We start from the raw sequence: 15,238 nt of genomic DNA on the forward strand, positions 1-15,238 counted from the left end.
TGAGCATGTTTAAGAGAAAACAAGATTCCAAATCTAGCATCAAAACCATTTTTTTGACGTTTTTATTTCTGGGCTTAACCTCATTCGGCGGACCGATTGCACACTTGGGTTATTTTCGCGAAGCCTTTGTGGTGCGGCGTCATTGGCTGAGCGACAAGCACTATGCCGATTTGGTCGCGCTGTGTCAGTTTTTGCCGGGGCCTGCCAGCAGTCAGGTCGGTTTTGCCATTGGTTTGTTGAAAGGCGGCTATCCGGGCGCGATTGCGGCTTGGATTGGTTTCACCTTACCGTCGGCTATCGCGTTAATGCTATTTGCTGTCGGCATGAATCATTATGGCAGTCTGTTGCCGACAGGGATTTTGCACGGCTTGAAAATCGCTGCGGTTGCGATTGTGGCGCACGCAATTTGGGGCATGGGAAAAAATCTGATTACCGATCGGATTCGCGCCACGATTATGCTATTGTCTGCCATCGCGGTGCTGTTATTGGCGAGTGCGTGGGGGCAAGTCGCTGTTATTATCGTTGCCGCCGTTATCGGCAGCCGTTTTTTGCCGGTTGCAACAGATAATACGGTTCAAGCCCCGCTCGAAGTGCGGTCGTCGCAGAAACAGACCGCACTTGTGATCTTCAGTGTATTTTTACTGTTGTTAATCGGCTTGCCGTTACTGACATCCGTAGTCGAAAATCCGTGGTTACAAAGGGCAGATTCGTTCTATCGCGCCGGTTCACTGGTTTTTGGCGGCGGACACGTGGTATTACCGTTATTACAAACCGAAATGCTGAGCCACGGTTGGCTGAATGACGACACCTTTTTAGCCGGTTACGGTGCGGCACAAGCGGTGCCCGGTCCGTTATTTACTTTTGCCGCCTTTTTGGGCAGTGCGATTGGCGCCGATGGTTCGCCGTGGTTAAGCGGGCTGTTCTGCTTAATCATTATTTTCGTACCTTCATTTTTATTATTGATAGCCGCCTTGCCGTTTTGGGAAAGTTTACGCCATCAGGCGAAAGCGCAAACCGCACTTGCGGCAGTGAATGCGGCGGTCGTCGGGATTCTGTTGGCGGCGTTTTACCAACCAATCTGGCAGAAAGCGATTTTTGACGCGACGGATTTCAGTATCGCTTTATTGGCATTTTTATTGCTGAACTCTTGGAAATTGCCGGCTTGGGCGTTGGTGTTGGGCTGCGCAGGGCTTGGCGCAATGGTGTTATAGCCGTCGTATAATGCCAAACCGCACTTTGGTTTAACAAGTGCGGTTGGCGAGCCAATTATTTAATAATCCGATAGCAAGGCTGATAGGCATCGCCGCCCGGCAGTTTCATGCGGTGTTGATCAACGAAATCCTGTAGCACGCGGTCGATTTTTTCCATTAAAATCGGATCACCGTGCAGTTCAAATTCGCCGTGTTGTTCAATTAATTCGATTGTCTCCGGTTTGATATTACCGGCGACAATGCCGGAAAAGACACGGCGCAGGTTTGCCGCCAGACTTTCCTTGCTTTGTTCCAAATGCAGATCCAGATTGCTCATGTTGGCATGGGTCGGTTCAAACGGGTTTTGGAAATCCGACGGAATTGTCAATGTCCAGTTAAAACCGTAAGAATCGTTGGTTTGCGCGCGCACTTTTTTGATCGTTTTCATATGCGCGCTGACTTTGCGTGCGATTTTTTCCGGATCGTCAACGATAATTTCATACAAGGCTTGTGCTTCTGCGCCAAAGACTTCACCGATAAAACGATCAATGGTATTGAAGTAATCCGCACTTTCTTTCGGTCCTGTTAAGAATAACGGCAATTGCGCCTCTTTATTTGACGGATTGAGTTTGATTCCGATAAGATAGAGCAGTTCCTCAAATGTGCCCGGTCCGCCCGGGAACACTAAAATACAGTGTCCCATGCGCACAAACGCTTCCAGCCGTTTTTCAATATCCGGCATGATAATCAACTCGTTGACGATCGGATTCGGCGGCTCGGAGGCGATAATCGACGGCTCGGTAATGCCGATAAAACGGCTGTTTTTGAAACGCTGATTGGCATGGCCGATTGCCGCGCCCTTCATCGGGGCTTCCATCACGCCCGGTCCGCAGCCGGTAATAATATTCAGTTCACGCAGTCCCAGTTGTAATCCGACCGCGCGGCAATAGCGGTATTCAATCTCATTGATTGAATGCCCGCCCCAACAAACCACCAATGACGGGCATTCGCCGACAATCAAGGCTTTGGCATTGCGCAGAATGGTGAAAATATAGTTGGTGATACTGTTGGAATTCTGTGCCTGTTGCAGGGAATGTTGTTTGGTAATCACGTTAACAAATAAAATATCACGCAATACCGCAAACAGATGATATTGGATATTGCGGATCACTTTATCATCGACAAAAGCCGATTCCGGCGGATTGTGCAGTAATAATGACACGCCGCGTTCTTTAGCGATCAGTTCGATTTCAAAATCTTTATACATTCCCAATAAAATACGGCTGTCATCGGTAATGGCGCCGGAGTTCAGCACTGCCAACGAACAGTTGCGGTAAAGCTGATACAGGTTGCCGGAAACGCCTTTTTCTAAGAGTTCCACTTCCAGATGTGACAGTTGATCCATACTGCCTTTCGGATTAACGATATGGGCACTCATATTTTCTCCTTTTCTTTGTTTTTGTTATTGTCTTGCCAAGCGGCAGTTTGCCAGCCCAAGCGGGTAGTTCGCCCGCCATGGGTTAATATCTAAACCGCCGCGCCGCGTATAACGCGCATACACTTTCAGTTTTTCCGGCTTGGCATAGTGCATTAAATCACAAAAAATGCGTTCGACGCATTGTTCATGAAACTCATTATGTTGGCGGAATGATACCAGATAACGCAGCAGGGCTTCGCGATTTATTTTGTTGCCTCGGTATTCAATCTGTATGCTGCCCCAATCCGGCTGGTTGGTGATCAAACAGTTGGATTTCAACAAATGGCTGACCAGCACTTCATTAACGCTTTCTTCACCAGTGCAATCTTGCAGCAAGTGCGGTTGGAAATCATAGCGTTCAATCTCAATATCCTGCTCATCAATGCATTCGCCTGCAAAGTGGTCAATCGTTTGATTGCTATAAGTGTCTAATTTATGCAACCGCACTTTGACCCCGCCTTGCGCGCAATCGGTAAGATCCTGTTGAATAAGGCTTTCCACCTGTTGCAGGCTGTCGAAACGGCTTTGGTTGAAGCTGTTGAGATAGAGCTTAAAACTTTTCGATTCGATGAGATTCTCACTTTGGAAATCCAGATAAATGTCGCCGATTGCGACTTGCGGCAAACCTTTGGCATTGAGCCATGAAATTTCGTATGCCGTCCAAATATCTGCGCCATGACTAAAGGGCTGTTGCGTGCTGATACCAAGGCTGTCACGATTGAGTTTGCGCGGCACTGCTTGCAGCAAGCTCGGATCGTAATCGTGCCGATAGTCGGTTTGTTTACCGAGTGTCAATTGTTCCAGGCTGCTATGCTGATATGAAACCATAATATGATGTCCTTAATCGTACCAAGAAAGGTTAGAAACTAAGCGGCAGTGATCGCATTTGAAATGGAACAGGTTAAACAACGGTTTTTCCAGTAACCAATCCTGTTTGCAACGCGGGCATTTGCGTTGCCTTTCGCGGGCGTGATCGCGGCTGCCGAGATGATATAAATAATAATAGGTCGGAATTTGGGTGGCGTCGCTGATTTCTTTACACAGATGATAACCATGCTTAAACAGGCTGCTTTCAGGCGAGGAAATTTGCGTTAACGCTTCGCTTTCCAACACCGCGCCGTTCATTTGCAATTGATCACATGCCTGCCAGTTTTCCTGCCATTTGATTAAATCCATGCTTAATGACGGGTGTTGTTGCAAGGTTTGGTAGAGCGGCAAGGGCAGAAAAGTATCACCGCTGAATAGCGGTGAGCAGGTGTGCAGATAAGAGGTGTATAAAATCTGCCATGTCGGCACTTGTTGCGGGTCTTCAGCTTGATGGCTGATATTGGAGTTGAGATCTTCTGCGACCAAGCCGATTTGGTGCAGATAAACGCCTGATTCCGCAGCGGTCATCAATGCATGGTTTACATTCTCATTATTGTAATAGGGCAGGAGTGCATTGTGATCCGGGCAGATAACCCGCACGCTAAAACCGCGTTTATTGTCCATTTCGTCATAGTAGAGGGGAAACTCACGGCCGATAATTTGCCCGTTATAGCGCCATTGCTCAATAATTTGATTGACAAGGGTTACCGCATCACGTTGCGGTTCATCTGCGGGTTTTTTATTCGAATTATAATTGAAGAAAATTTCGACTAAATACATTCTGTTTATTTTTCCGAAAAACATGAAATAAAATTGTAACATAAATTCTCCGGCTTTTACCGAAGTTGGATTACAATAACGCAAATTTCATGAGATAGGAATATAAGCGATGTCCAATCAAACATTATTGCGCCAACATTTGGCGCAACTACAACAAAACTTAGTCCGGCTTGAATTATGGCAAACCGTAGCGCCAACCGCAGCACGCTTAAACAGTGAACAACCGTTTCATCTCGACACTTTAGATCCCCATGAATGGCTGCAATGGATTTTTATTCCGCGTATGACCGCACTTTTGGATTGCGGTGCCAATCTGCCGAACAAAATCGCCGTTTCGCCCTATATCGAAGAAGCAATGGCAGAACAGGAACAGTTGGAATTGCTGTTACAACCCTTGAATAAAATAGAAGCGTTGCTCAATGATTGCTGATAATTCGCCTGTCGTATTAGAAATTTTGTATCACGATCAGGATATTATCGTGATTAACAAACCGGCGGGCATGTTGGTGCACCGTAGTTGGTTGGACAAGCATGAGACGCGGTTTGTGTTACAAACCCTGCGCGATCAAATCGGGCGGCACGTTTATACCGTGCACCGTTTAGATCGCCCGACGTCAGGCGTATTGGTGTTGGCGCTAAATTCGGAGACTGCGCGCGCGTTAAGCCGACAATTTGAACAAAAACAGATTGAAAAGCAGTATTTGGCGGTGGTACGCGGTTATTTAGACGGCGAGGGCAGGATTGATTATCCGCTCAAAGTGCAACCGGATAAAATCGCCGATAAATTCAGTTCGCCGGAAAAAGAAGCGCAAAGTGCGGTCACCGATTACCGCACTTTGCAGCAAATCGAAATGCCGTATCCGGCAGGTAAATTTCCAACCGCGCGTTACAGTCTGGTACGGCTTTCACCGATAACCGGACGCAAACACCAGTTACGCCGTCACTTACGTCATCTGCGTCACCCGATTATCGGCGATACCGCCTATGGTGATCTGCGCCAAAACCGCACTTTTGCACAAGAGTTGGATTGTGTACGCTTAATGTTGCATGCCCGATCAATCTGCTTTGCCCACCCACGCAGCGGAAAAATGCTGACGATCAAGGCGGGGTTAGATAATAAATGGCAAAATGTTATAAATAAATTTGAATGGAGTTTAAGTGATTTATAATCTTTTTATATAAAAATCAATTATTTTTCAAATTTGTTAAAAAAGTCATCAAGTCGACGGTTTGGCGGTTGCAATTTATATAACCTTTGTATATGTTATGGAACAAACCGCAGGTGATGTTCAAGCATTCAAGCAAAAGTGCGGTTTCGACCTTTCTCAATTTTCTCAATCACTGAGCTAACCTCAAAATAAGAAGGAGCAAGTATGAAAAAACTGTTTAAATTATCATTAGTTTCAGGTTTAATGGCGGCTTCAGCCGGGGTGATGGCGGCAGAGCAGTTTGTGACCATCGGCACAGGCGGACAAACCGGGGTTTATTACGTCGTCGGTCAGTCAATTTGCCAATTGGTTAACCGTGATTCCGCCAACAGCGGCGTTAAATGTAACGCTCCTTCCACCGGTGCTTCCGTCGCTAACTTAAATGCGATTGCCGCCAAACAAATGGATATGGGAATTGCACAGTCCGACTGGCAATACCACGCTTATAACGGCACCAGTTCGTTCGAAGGCAAGAAAAATGACAAATTGAGAGCCGTATTTTCAATTCACCCTGAACCGTTCACCGTAATGGCGCGTGACGATGCCGGTATCAAATCATTCGATGATCTGAAAGGCAAACGTGTCAACGTCGGTGATCCGGGTTCCGGTACGCGTGCTACCATGAATGTGATTTTAGCGGCAAAAGGGTGGAATGATTCCGCCTTTAAAGTTGCTTCCGAATTGAAACCGGCAGAAATGGCGTCAGTGATGTGTGATAATAACTTAGACGCGATCACCTATAACGTCGGACACCCGAACGGTGCGTTAAAAGAAGCGGCGGCTTCTTGTGCCGCGCATTTAGTGCCGGTTGAAGGCGAAGCCATTGACAAATTGGTCGCCGATCACAGTTATTATGCGAAAGCGGTGATTCCGGGCGGTTTATATGCCGGTTCCGATGATCCGACCAATACTTTCGGGGTTTATGCCACCTTGGTAACGTCTGCCGATGTCAGTGATGATCAAGTCTACGCCGTGGTGAAAGCGGTATTTGATAATTTCGATCGTTTCAAACGTTTACATCCGGCGTTTGCTAATTTGAAAGAAGACGAAATGATCAAAAACGCATTATCCGCCCCCTTGCATGACGGCGCGGTGCGTTACTACAAAGAAAGAGGCTGGATGTAATTTATCCGCTTAACTTGATGAAATTAAAGGCAGGGACTGATCCCTGCCTTTGCAGTTTATAACTTTAATAGGGAAAAGGACTATGTTAGACACAAAAAATAAACCCTTTGACCAAGATGATTTGCAAGACATGGTGGCAGCGAACGACGCCGGCGGACGCAACCCCTATGGCTTTACTAAAAAATTAATTTTCGGGGTCGCAATTCTTTGGTCGTTATTTCAAATTTATTATGCTTCCCCCTTGCCTTTCGTATTTCAGGAAGCGTTACGTTCAATCGGTTTAGGCTCGATCAATGTGGTGTTTGACGACACCAAGGCCCGTTCCGTTCACCTTGCCTTTGCCTTATTCTTAGCATACCTTTCCTATCCGGCGTTTAAATCATCACCGATTCACCGTGTGCCGTTGCCAGATTGGATTTTTGCCATCGTTGCTACCTTTTGCGCCTCATACTATCTGTTTTTCTATGACAGTTTGATTACCCGTTTCGGCGCACCGAATACGCAGGATATCGTGGTCGGTATTATCGGTATTTTGTTACTACTGGAAGCTTGCCGTCGCAGTTTGGGCCTGCCATTAGTGATTATTGCAGGGGTATTTTTACTGTATAACTATTTCGGGCAATTCTTCCCGACCGGCTGGATTATCAGCCACCGTACCGGCAGCTTGTCACATATCATCAACCAACAATGGATTACCACCGAGGGGGTGTTCGGAGTTGCATTAGGCGTTTCCACCAAATACGTTTTCTTGTTTGTGTTATTCGGCGCCTTATTGGATAAAGCCGGTGCAGGCAACTATTTCATCAAAACGGCATTTGCTTATTTAGGGCATTTGCGCGGCGGTCCGGCTAAAGCGGCGGTCGTTGCTTCCGGCTTAACCGGTTTGATTTCCGGTTCTTCGATTGCCAATGTGGTTACTACCGGTACCTTCACGATTCCGATGATGAAACGGGTTGGTTTTTCGGCGGAAAAAGCCGGTGCGGTAGAGGTCGCCTCGTCGGTGAACGGACAAATCATGCCGCCGGTAATGGGCGCGGCGGCATTTTTAATGATCGAATACGTCAATATGCCGTATAACCAGTTAATCACGCACGCATTTTTACCTGCCGTGATTTCGTATATCGCCTTGGTTTATATCGTCCATTTGGAAGCCTGCAAAATGAATTTGCAAGGGCTGGAAAGGGCAGACGCGGCGAAACCTTGGGTGATCAGCTTGTTGCGCGCCTTAGGCAGCTTTATCACGATTTGCGTGCTGTATTTCGCGATTGAATACGGATTATCTTGGATAAAAGACATTACACCGGATCATTCATTGGCGATTATTTCAGTGCTGGTCGGCGTTGTCTATTTATTGTTGCTGAAACGCGTTGCGAAATTTGATGATTTGGAAATTGACGATCCGAATTCGCCGGTAGTGAAATTACCCTCAGTCAAACCAACCGTGAACGCAGGGCTGCATTTCTTGTTGCCGGTGGTGATTTTGATTTGGTGTCTCATGGTGGAGAGAATGTCACCGGGCTTATCGGCGTTTTGGGGCAGTTTGGCTTTATGTTTTATTCTCTTGACCCAACGTCCGATTTTGAGTTTTTATCGTCGTCGGAGTACGCACCGTCAAAGTGCGGTTTGGGACGCAACCAAACAAGGTTTCAATGATTTAGTCACCGGTTTGGAAAGCGGCGCACGCAACATGATTGGGATCGGTATAGCCACCGCAACCGCCGGGATTATCGTCGGTGTGGTCGCATTGACTGGTTTTGGCGTGCAATTATCGAGCATTATCGAATTTTTATCCATGGGTAATATTCTGCTAATGCTGATTTTGGTGGCGATGTTCAGCCTGATCTTGGGCATGGGCTTGCCGACCACCGCCAACTATATCGTGGTATCGTCATTGATGGCCGGGGTTATCGTTGAAGTCGGGCGTCAAAACGGTTTGATTGTGCCGTTGATTGCCGTGCATTTATTCGTATTTTACTTTGGCATTATGGCTGACGTGACACCGCCGGTCGGATTGGCATCCTTTGCCGCCGCCGCAGTGTCCGGCGGAAAGCCGATTCAAACCGGATTGGTGGCGTTCGGTTATAGCTTACGGACCGCACTTTTACCGTTCTTGTTTATCTTCAATACCGATTTATTGTTGATTAACGTGGGTTTAGCCAAAGGGATCATGGTCTTCATTGTTGCCACGATTGCCATTTTGGCGTTTACCGCAGCGAGTATGCGTTATTTCGTCCATCATAATAAATGGTGGGAAACCATCCTACTTTTATTGATTTCGTTTATGTTGTTCCGTCCGGGCTTCTTTATGGAATATATTTCCCCGACCGAGCGTCACATTGAACCGATTCATCTGGTTGAGGAAATCGCTAATGCCCCGGTCGGAGAGCGTTTGACCTTAAAAGTTGCCGGAATCAATCAATATGGTTCGCCGATTGAATTCTTCGCCCAACTTGATGTGCCGGAAGGTGAGAGCGGAGAAGCGCGCATTCAAAACTTGGGTTTAACCTTGTTATCGACCGGTGAGAAAATCGAGGTGGACGGCGAGGAAATCGATAAAGTCATCATTGATGACGCACAAATGGACTCAAAAGCGGCAAAAGCAGGTCTGAATTGGGATCAAACCATTTTGAGCGTGGCGTTACCACGTCACAATACGTTGCCGAAAGAATGGATGTTTATTCCGGCATTGGCATTATTGGCAGGCTTAGCCTTGGTTCAACGCCGCCGTAAATTATTATCTGAACGGAGTGAGTAAGACTATGTTTAAAAATATTTTGATTGTAATCGATCTCGGTTATATTCCGATGGCGAAAAAATTGGCGGAAACCGCACTTGAGATGACGAAAAACAATCCGGACACGGTTTATCGTGTTGCCGGCATTGTCTCGGCGCCAAGTAACAGCATTGTTTCTTCCTTTTTGCCGACCAATTTTGATAAGGATGTGTTGGCGGAAGCGAATAAAAAACTGCATGAGTTCACCCGTAATGTCTTTCCGGCAGATAGCAAAGTGCAGCATATCGTCGCTTACGGGACGATTTATGAAGAGGTCAATCGCGTTGCGGAAGAGAAAAATGTGGATTTAATCATTATGATGGCGTCGAAAGATGACAATAAAGACGGATTAAGTTCCAATACGGTCAAAGTGGCGCGTTATAGCCGTAAACCGATTTTGATTCTGCGTTAATTCCTGATTAATAGTATAAAAGCAAACGGCACGCTATAACGTGCCGTTTTTTGTTACTTACACCAAGAAACCTTGGGAAATTTAACGCGCCGAGGTGGCGTTCAACATCCAAATCAGTTTTTCCTGTTCCTTAATATAGTCGCTCATTTGCGAGGCCGTACCTTCATCGTCGGCTTCCGCCGCCAAACCGAGAATCTCGCGCTGTAAAATCAACAGCGATTTTAGACCCGCCATCGTGCCTTGTAAGGTTTCTTGATCGGTTACGGCATTGGTATGCGTTTGGATATCCGAAAGGGCAAGATAATCCGCAAAAGCGTGCAGCGGACGTTGTCCCAAGGTCAGGATACGTTCTGCGATTTCATCAATCTTAATCACCAAGTCGTCATAAATTTCTTCAAATTTAGTATGTAATTCGAAGAAATTAGGACCGGTAATATTCCAGTGATAACCACGCACATTCATGTAGAAAACTTGATAGTTTGCCAGCAGAACGTTTAATTTTTCTGCCAACTTTACTGACTTTCCCTGATCTAATCCGATATTTGTCGTCATAATTTTTCTCCTTCATTGTTATGTTTAATTCACCTAATCAGTATAGGGATAAAGACCTTGCAATACCAATGTGTATTATTGATAGCTTTGATAGGGAATAGCTTTGGATAGATAATAACCAATTATTATTGCCAATTAAATTGCGTGAAAGTGCGGTTAGGCTAAAGAAAGGCTTTCAGCGCGGAAAGCCTCTTTAATGTTTAGTCTTGGCTGTTATTCATCTGTTCCAGTTCGTAAGGATCCGGTTTGATTGCCAATACGTCGCAATTCAGACGCCCAATCACGTGTTCGGCGGTATTGCCCAAAAAGGCGGCGGACAATCCGGTGCGTCCGATCGTACCTAACACGACCAATTCGGCTTTGATTTTTTCGGCAACCTGCGGAATCACTTCTTCCGGCAACCCTTCTTCAACATGGGTATGATCTTCGTTAATTGAGAAGTGCTGGCGCAACGCTTTCATATTGATCAAATGCTGTCCGCGAATGCTGTCGGTATAAGCATTCGGGTTAAATTCAGGCAGGTCAATCGCCATATTCACCGGCGTAGTCGGGTAGGCGGTGACCAAATGAATTCGTCCGGCGGCAAGCACATTCGCCAAATCCAAACTGGAATTGACTAATTTCTTATTTAAAATATCGTGATAATCTTCATCATCGGCAACATTGACCGCCACCAAAATCCGACCTTCCGGCTGCCATTCGTGTTCTTTCACCATCAGCACCGGGCAAGGGCACTTACGTAGCAGTTGCCAGTCGGTCGGGGTAAAAATCAAGGCTTCCAAGCCTTCGGCGGGTTTGGCGTCTTTCACGACCAAATCATGTTTACCAAGCTCAACCTGTTCAATAATCGCTTCATAATCGCGACTTTTCCATACCACGGACGTTTTGATTTCAATCCCGGAATCGGCCGGCACCGTCTCGCGAATGAGTTCTGCCAGCCATTCTTCTTTTTGACTGATAATGCCGCTGTGCATACTTTCCCGTTCTTCGGCGGATAACATCGCGCTCATTTCAAAGGAAAAATCATATAAAGAGAGGAAGAGAGTCAGCTTGGCAGGCGTGTCGGCTTTTTTAAGCTGTTTTGCCAGATGTAATGCGCGTAAAAGGCTGGGCTGAGTGTCCAGCATGGGGTCGATAACAACCAAAATATTATTGAAACGCATAATAATAACCTCCAAATTCATAGTGGGAGAACACTATCAATATAGAGGATATTTTATTAAACAACAACTATCTTCGGTCATTTTTTGATGAGTAAGGCATTATGATGTATGCGTCTTACATTTTGTCGAATCAGCCAGTGCGCGTAATTTGTCTAAATCGGTGATCGTGATAAATTTGCCTTGCACCGAAAGAATCCCGTTTTTCTTGAAACGCCCCAATAAGCGGCTGATGGTTTCGACGGTCAAGCCAAGATAATTGGCAATATCGCCGCGGGTCATGGTTAAACCGAACTCCTTCGATGAGAAGCCACGTGCAGAGTAGCGCTGTGACAAATTATTGATAAACGCGGCTAACCGCTCTTCGGCATTCATTTTCGATAGCAATAAAATCATCGCTTGATCGCTTTTGATTTCGCTGCTCATCAGACGCATAATTTGTTGCCTGAGTTTCGGCATTTTGCCGGCAAGATCATCCAAAATATCGAATGGAATTTCACACACCATCGCCGTTTCCAACGCTTGGGCAAAGCTTGGATGGCGCATATCGGTGATCGCATCAAAACCGACTAAATCGCCCGGTAGATGAAAAGAGGTAATTTGTTCTTCGCCGGTTTCGCTAATGGTATAGGTTTTAATCGTGCCGGAACGGATGGCGTATAAGGAGCGCAACGGATCACCGGCTTTAAACATCACTTGTGATTTCTGAATCGGTTTTTTTCGCTCTATAATATTGTCAAGTTGATCCAATTCCTGATTGTTTAATGTGAATGGAATACACAGCGTACTGATGCTACATTCTTGACAGTGAATGGCGCAGCCACCAGATTGGACGCGTACAGCAGAAATATTCATTGGGGTCATTCTTCACACCTTTTAAAGAAAAAATTGATCTATCTCAATAATTTTAGCATTATTCAAGATATATAAGAAGTATTAAAATGACAAGGATACAAAATGGCAGCAGAAAAATTGACAAAAAAGCGCTTGATTCAGCTTTTAAGTGCAATGATTATTTTAATTGGGGCATTCAGCTATCGCAGTTGCCAGTATCATCCGCCAACCGCACTTGAGTCGGAATCGGAGCAAACGGATAGCAGCCAATAAGCTTAGCCGCAAAAAGCCCGCTTATTCCGAGAGAAAAGCAGGCTTAGGTAAAAGAGGAAGTGCGGTTAGTTTTTAGCCTGTTGCGTTTTCCGCAGTCGCCGCCGACAGCGTCGCTAAATCGCCATCGATATGGTACAAGCCGCGACCATCGGTGCCGACCAAATTAAATTTATCCAGAATACCACTGAATAATTTTTCTTCTTCGTGCTGTTCGGCAACATACCATTGCAGGAAGTTGAAAGAAGAGAAGTCTTTGTCTTCAAAGGTCATCGCAACTAATTCGTTGATTTTTGAGGTGACCAATTTTTCATGTTTATAGGTCAATTCAAAAATCTCTTTTAACGAATCAAAATCCGATTGCGGCGCTTCAATTTTACCAATCACCGCCAACGCGCCGGTTTCGGTCAGGTATGTGAACAAACGGCGCATATGCTGCATTTCTTCATCGGCGTGCGCCAATAAAAACCGAGCCGCACCGGGAAAGCCGTTTTTCTCACACCAAGCGCTCATTTGCAGATAAAGATTAGAGGAGAAAAATTCTAAATTCAGTTGTGCATTTAATGCATCAATAACGTTTTTCGATAACATGATCTCTTCCTTATTGTAATGTGGCTAATTCTTTGTCGATGAAGTAGAGCGATAAACCTGAGTCGCCTAACAGATTGAATTTGTCGATGATACTGTTGAACAGCTTTTCTTCTTCATGTTGCTCGGCAACGTACCATTGTAAGAAATTGAAACTGGATTGATCGCCGCACTCAAAGGTGACTTCAACCAGTTTATTAATTTTTTTCGTGATAAATTTTTCATGTTCCAGCGTCAGTTCGAACACTTCTTTTAACGAAGAAAATTCCGCTTGCGGCGCGTCCAGTTCGCCCAACACCGGCATAATCCCGGTATCATTCAAATATTGGAATAGTTTCTGCATATGCTGCATTTCTTCATCGGCGTGTCGTAACAGAAATTGTGCCGCACCTTCGAATCCTTTTTGCGAACACCATGCGCTCATTTGCAGGTATAAATTAGAAGAGTAGAACTCAAGATTAATTTGTTCGTTTAGCTTATTGATGACTTTTTTGTCTAACATAGCTATGTCCTTTTCAAAAAGTGATTGATATTTGAGGAAAACTATTAAAATTGAGACATTAATAGCAGTTACCTTGAACATAATACGCCGAATTACACTCAAATAAAAGCAAAAAAGACAAAAAATGACCGTAACTTATTAATAAATAAAACAATCACAACCGTTATCATTTATAAAATATTTAGAATCCCAATCATCAACCTGTAGGGTAATTTGAAATCCGAATATGAATAAAAGGGATTTTAGTTTTATCCTTATCTTCAAATTGCTAAAGCCTGATATTTCTAAAGGGAGTACGGGCGAATTTAAAAAATTTATCTTTTCATCAAATCAAATCGTGTTATCCGTTGTAATTGCAATCTAAACCGAAATGAATGTGAAGCATGGACGGATTTTTATCTGAATAAATAATGCAATTTATCAAGACAGCGTCACAAAAACAGAGGATATCCGAAGTGACATAAAAGTGACTTGTTAATTTCCTTTATTTAACATAATATGCATTATGCGAAATCAGTTATGCGGTGAGTGACCGCTACGGGTTAAATAAATCACAGGGTTATACACAAGGATGAAAATGAATGAAATCGCAGAAAGTCGCCGCTCTAGGCTGATTTGGCACGTGGTTTTAATCAGTTATCCTTATTGAAATTACAACGTCATTATTTTGTAAGTGTAAGGTGAAATTGATTGATGGCGTTATTTGGGATGACATTATTTCAACAAAAAACAACGATTGTTATGATGAAATCTGTTGGAAACGGGATATTTGATCTGTGTATTGTCGCGATAAAAAAATCCACTATTCAGTGGATTTTTAATAAGTCAGTCTTTTATTATTATTTGCTAATCAAGCTAAGAAATTCTTTTCTCGTTTCTCTGTCTTCGAGAAAAACGCCACCGAAAGCTGAAGTGACGGTGTAACTATTGGTATCTTTAATCCCACGGCATTTTACGCAAAAATGAGTGGCTTTCACATAAACCGCCACATCTTCAGTCTGCAAAATGGTTTGAAGTGCGGTCAAAACCTGCTCGGTTAAGCGTTCCTGCACTTGCGGACGTTGCGCCAAGAATGCAACTACCCTGTTAATCTTTGACAAACCGATCACCCAATCTTTCGGATAATACGCCACCGAAACCTTGCCGTCGATGGTGACAAAATGGTGTTCACAGGTGCTGGTTAACGTAACATCGTTCACCAACACCATTTCGCTGACTTTCATGCGGTTGCGAATATTGGTGATTTTCGGGAAATTGGCGTAATCCATGCCGGTGAAAATTTCATCAAGATACATTTTCGCCATTCTAACCGGCGTTTCTTCAATACTATCGTCCGTTAAATCCAAGCCGATCAGCTGCAACACTTCGCGCATATGTTTTTCAATTTGTTTACGGCGCTGTTCCAAACTTAAACCCACACTTTTCATCGGGGTTTCAATCCCTTTCGCCAACAAGGCATCGCGCACTTTGGCGGCTTCAACAGAAATATTGCTCATTTAT

At 44.8% G+C, this 15,238-nt stretch carries 16 protein-coding genes; 7 read left to right on the forward strand and 9 right to left on the reverse strand.

What is annotated here, in order from left to right; translation table 11 throughout:
* Window positions 1-5: 5 nt before the first annotated feature.
* A complete protein-coding gene (chrA, locus tag ACWA50_RS09945) occupies window positions 6-1,211 on the forward strand; it encodes a chromate efflux transporter (RefSeq protein ID WP_431052096.1) in 1,206 nt (401 codons plus the stop codon).
* 55 nt (window positions 1,212-1,266) lie between these two features.
* On the opposite strand, the gene ppnN is transcribed toward chrA, so the two are convergent.
* From ppnN to ACWA50_RS09960, 3 genes are read right to left on the reverse strand one after another with little or no spacing between them, the layout of a single operon-like run.
* The gene (gene ppnN / locus ACWA50_RS09950; RefSeq protein ID WP_431052098.1) at window positions 1,267-2,628 is read right to left on the reverse strand and encodes a nucleotide 5'-monophosphate nucleosidase PpnN; all 1,362 of its coding nucleotides are present in this window, start codon (window positions 2,626-2,628) and stop codon (window positions 1,267-1,269) included.
* Between the two features lie 24 nt (window positions 2,629-2,652).
* The gene (queF, locus tag ACWA50_RS09955; RefSeq protein ID WP_431052100.1) at window positions 2,653-3,495 is read right to left on the reverse strand and encodes an NADPH-dependent 7-cyano-7-deazaguanine reductase QueF; all 843 of its coding nucleotides are present in this window, start codon (window positions 3,493-3,495) and stop codon (window positions 2,653-2,655) included.
* Window positions 3,496-3,507: 12 nt separating this feature from the next.
* Window positions 3,508-4,314, reverse strand: coding sequence for a Zn-ribbon-containing protein (locus ACWA50_RS09960; RefSeq protein WP_431052102.1), 807 nt, complete (start codon window positions 4,312-4,314; stop codon window positions 3,508-3,510).
* A 109-nt stretch (window positions 4,315-4,423) separates the two neighbouring features.
* Between ACWA50_RS09960 and ACWA50_RS09965 the strand changes: the two genes are divergently transcribed.
* The 5 genes from ACWA50_RS09965 to ACWA50_RS09985 all read left to right on the forward strand — a co-directional run bounded on the left by ACWA50_RS09965 (window position 4,424) and on the right by ACWA50_RS09985 (window position 9,832).
* A complete protein-coding gene (locus ACWA50_RS09965; RefSeq protein ID WP_431052104.1) occupies window positions 4,424-4,744 on the forward strand; it encodes a YqcC family protein in 321 nt (106 codons plus the stop codon).
* A complete protein-coding gene (gene truC, locus ACWA50_RS09970) occupies window positions 4,734-5,483 on the forward strand; it encodes a tRNA pseudouridine(65) synthase TruC (protein WP_431052106.1) in 750 nt (249 codons plus the stop codon). Before ACWA50_RS09965 ends, truC begins: the two co-directional genes overlap by 11 nt.
* 204 nt (window positions 5,484-5,687) lie before the next feature.
* Window positions 5,688-6,647: a TAXI family TRAP transporter solute-binding subunit gene (locus tag ACWA50_RS09975; RefSeq protein ID WP_431052107.1), complete on the forward strand. Its 960-nt coding sequence runs from the start codon at window positions 5,688-5,690 to the stop codon at window positions 6,645-6,647.
* Window positions 6,648-6,729: 82 nt separating this feature from the next.
* Window positions 6,730-9,402 carry a TRAP transporter permease gene (locus tag ACWA50_RS09980; RefSeq protein ID WP_431052109.1) on the forward strand — a complete coding sequence of 891 codons (2,673 nt, stop codon included), beginning with the start codon at window positions 6,730-6,732 and terminating at the stop codon, window positions 9,400-9,402.
* A gap of 4 nt (window positions 9,403-9,406) precedes the next feature.
* Entirely contained in the window at window positions 9,407-9,832 is a 426-nt protein-coding gene (locus ACWA50_RS09985; RefSeq protein WP_431052111.1) for a universal stress protein, read from the forward strand.
* 81 nt (window positions 9,833-9,913) lie between these two features.
* Here ACWA50_RS09985 and ACWA50_RS09990 read toward each other — a convergent pair whose 3' ends face one another.
* From ACWA50_RS09990 to ACWA50_RS10000, 3 genes are all read right to left on the reverse strand, one after another.
* Window positions 9,914-10,384 (reverse strand): Dps family protein, encoded by a 471-nt coding sequence (locus ACWA50_RS09990; protein WP_431052113.1) that lies wholly within the window; start codon window positions 10,382-10,384, stop codon window positions 9,914-9,916.
* A gap of 200 nt (window positions 10,385-10,584) precedes the next feature.
* Entirely contained in the window at window positions 10,585-11,547 is a 963-nt protein-coding gene (gene uspE, locus ACWA50_RS09995) for a universal stress protein UspE (protein ID WP_431052115.1), read from the reverse strand.
* A gap of 99 nt (window positions 11,548-11,646) precedes the next feature.
* Window positions 11,647-12,408 (reverse strand): FNR family transcription factor, encoded by a 762-nt coding sequence (locus ACWA50_RS10000; protein ID WP_431052117.1) that lies wholly within the window; start codon window positions 12,406-12,408, stop codon window positions 11,647-11,649.
* Between the two features lie 93 nt (window positions 12,409-12,501).
* Between ACWA50_RS10000 and ACWA50_RS10005 the strand changes: the two genes are divergently transcribed.
* The gene (locus ACWA50_RS10005; protein ID WP_431052119.1) at window positions 12,502-12,651 is read left to right on the forward strand and encodes a hypothetical protein; all 150 of its coding nucleotides are present in this window, start codon (window positions 12,502-12,504) and stop codon (window positions 12,649-12,651) included.
* Between the two features lie 72 nt (window positions 12,652-12,723).
* On the opposite strand, the gene ftnA (ACWA50_RS10010) is transcribed toward ACWA50_RS10005, so the two are convergent.
* The 3 genes from ftnA (ACWA50_RS10010) to folE all read right to left on the reverse strand — a co-directional run bounded on the left by ftnA (ACWA50_RS10010) (window position 12,724) and on the right by folE (window position 15,234).
* Complete coding sequence (ftnA, locus tag ACWA50_RS10010) at window positions 12,724-13,239, reverse strand: non-heme ferritin (RefSeq protein WP_431052121.1); 516 nt, start codon at window positions 13,237-13,239, stop codon at window positions 12,724-12,726.
* 10 nt (window positions 13,240-13,249) lie between these two features.
* On the reverse strand, window positions 13,250-13,738 hold the full coding sequence (gene ftnA / locus ACWA50_RS10015) for a non-heme ferritin (protein ID WP_431052123.1): 489 nt from the start codon (window positions 13,736-13,738) through the stop codon (window positions 13,250-13,252).
* Window positions 13,739-14,577: 839 nt separating this feature from the next.
* Complete coding sequence (gene folE, locus ACWA50_RS10020) at window positions 14,578-15,234, reverse strand: GTP cyclohydrolase I FolE (protein WP_431052125.1); 657 nt, start codon at window positions 15,232-15,234, stop codon at window positions 14,578-14,580.
* Window positions 15,235-15,238 lie beyond the last annotated feature (4 nt).

The sequence above is a fragment of the Testudinibacter sp. P17/SS/0325 genome (assembly GCF_053570765.1).

What these genes read in the sequence shown, in the direction of transcription:
- truC (WP_431052106.1), top strand. Translation starts at nt 4,734, where the DNA reads ATGATTGCTGATAATTCGCCTGTCGTATTAGAAATTTTGTATCACGAT.
- ftnA (WP_431052121.1), bottom strand. Translation starts at nt 13,239, where the DNA reads ATGTTATCGAAAAACGTTATTGATGCATTAAATGCACAACTGAATTTA.
- ACWA50_RS09960 (WP_431052102.1), bottom strand. Translation starts at nt 4,314, where the DNA reads ATGTATTTAGTCGAAATTTTCTTCAATTATAATTCGAATAAAAAACCC.
- uspE (WP_431052115.1), bottom strand. Translation starts at nt 11,547, where the DNA reads ATGCGTTTCAATAATATTTTGGTTGTTATCGACCCCATGCTGGACACT.
- ACWA50_RS09980 (WP_431052109.1), top strand. Translation starts at nt 6,730, where the DNA reads ATGTTAGACACAAAAAATAAACCCTTTGACCAAGATGATTTGCAAGAC.
- ACWA50_RS09965 (WP_431052104.1), top strand. Translation starts at nt 4,424, where the DNA reads ATGTCCAATCAAACATTATTGCGCCAACATTTGGCGCAACTACAACAA.
- ACWA50_RS09975 (WP_431052107.1), top strand. Translation starts at nt 5,688, where the DNA reads ATGAAAAAACTGTTTAAATTATCATTAGTTTCAGGTTTAATGGCGGCT.
- ACWA50_RS09985 (WP_431052111.1), top strand. Translation starts at nt 9,407, where the DNA reads ATGTTTAAAAATATTTTGATTGTAATCGATCTCGGTTATATTCCGATG.
- ACWA50_RS10000 (WP_431052117.1), bottom strand. Translation starts at nt 12,408, where the DNA reads ATGACCCCAATGAATATTTCTGCTGTACGCGTCCAATCTGGTGGCTGC.
- ACWA50_RS10005 (WP_431052119.1), top strand. Translation starts at nt 12,502, where the DNA reads ATGGCAGCAGAAAAATTGACAAAAAAGCGCTTGATTCAGCTTTTAAGT.
- ppnN (WP_431052098.1), bottom strand. Translation starts at nt 2,628, where the DNA reads ATGAGTGCCCATATCGTTAATCCGAAAGGCAGTATGGATCAACTGTCA.
- chrA (WP_431052096.1), top strand. Translation starts at nt 6, where the DNA reads ATGTTTAAGAGAAAACAAGATTCCAAATCTAGCATCAAAACCATTTTT.
- ftnA (WP_431052123.1), bottom strand. Translation starts at nt 13,738, where the DNA reads ATGTTAGACAAAAAAGTCATCAATAAGCTAAACGAACAAATTAATCTT.
- folE (WP_431052125.1), bottom strand. Translation starts at nt 15,234, where the DNA reads ATGAGCAATATTTCTGTTGAAGCCGCCAAAGTGCGCGATGCCTTGTTG.
- queF (WP_431052100.1), bottom strand. Translation starts at nt 3,495, where the DNA reads ATGGTTTCATATCAGCATAGCAGCCTGGAACAATTGACACTCGGTAAA.
- ACWA50_RS09990 (WP_431052113.1), bottom strand. Translation starts at nt 10,384, where the DNA reads ATGACGACAAATATCGGATTAGATCAGGGAAAGTCAGTAAAGTTGGCA.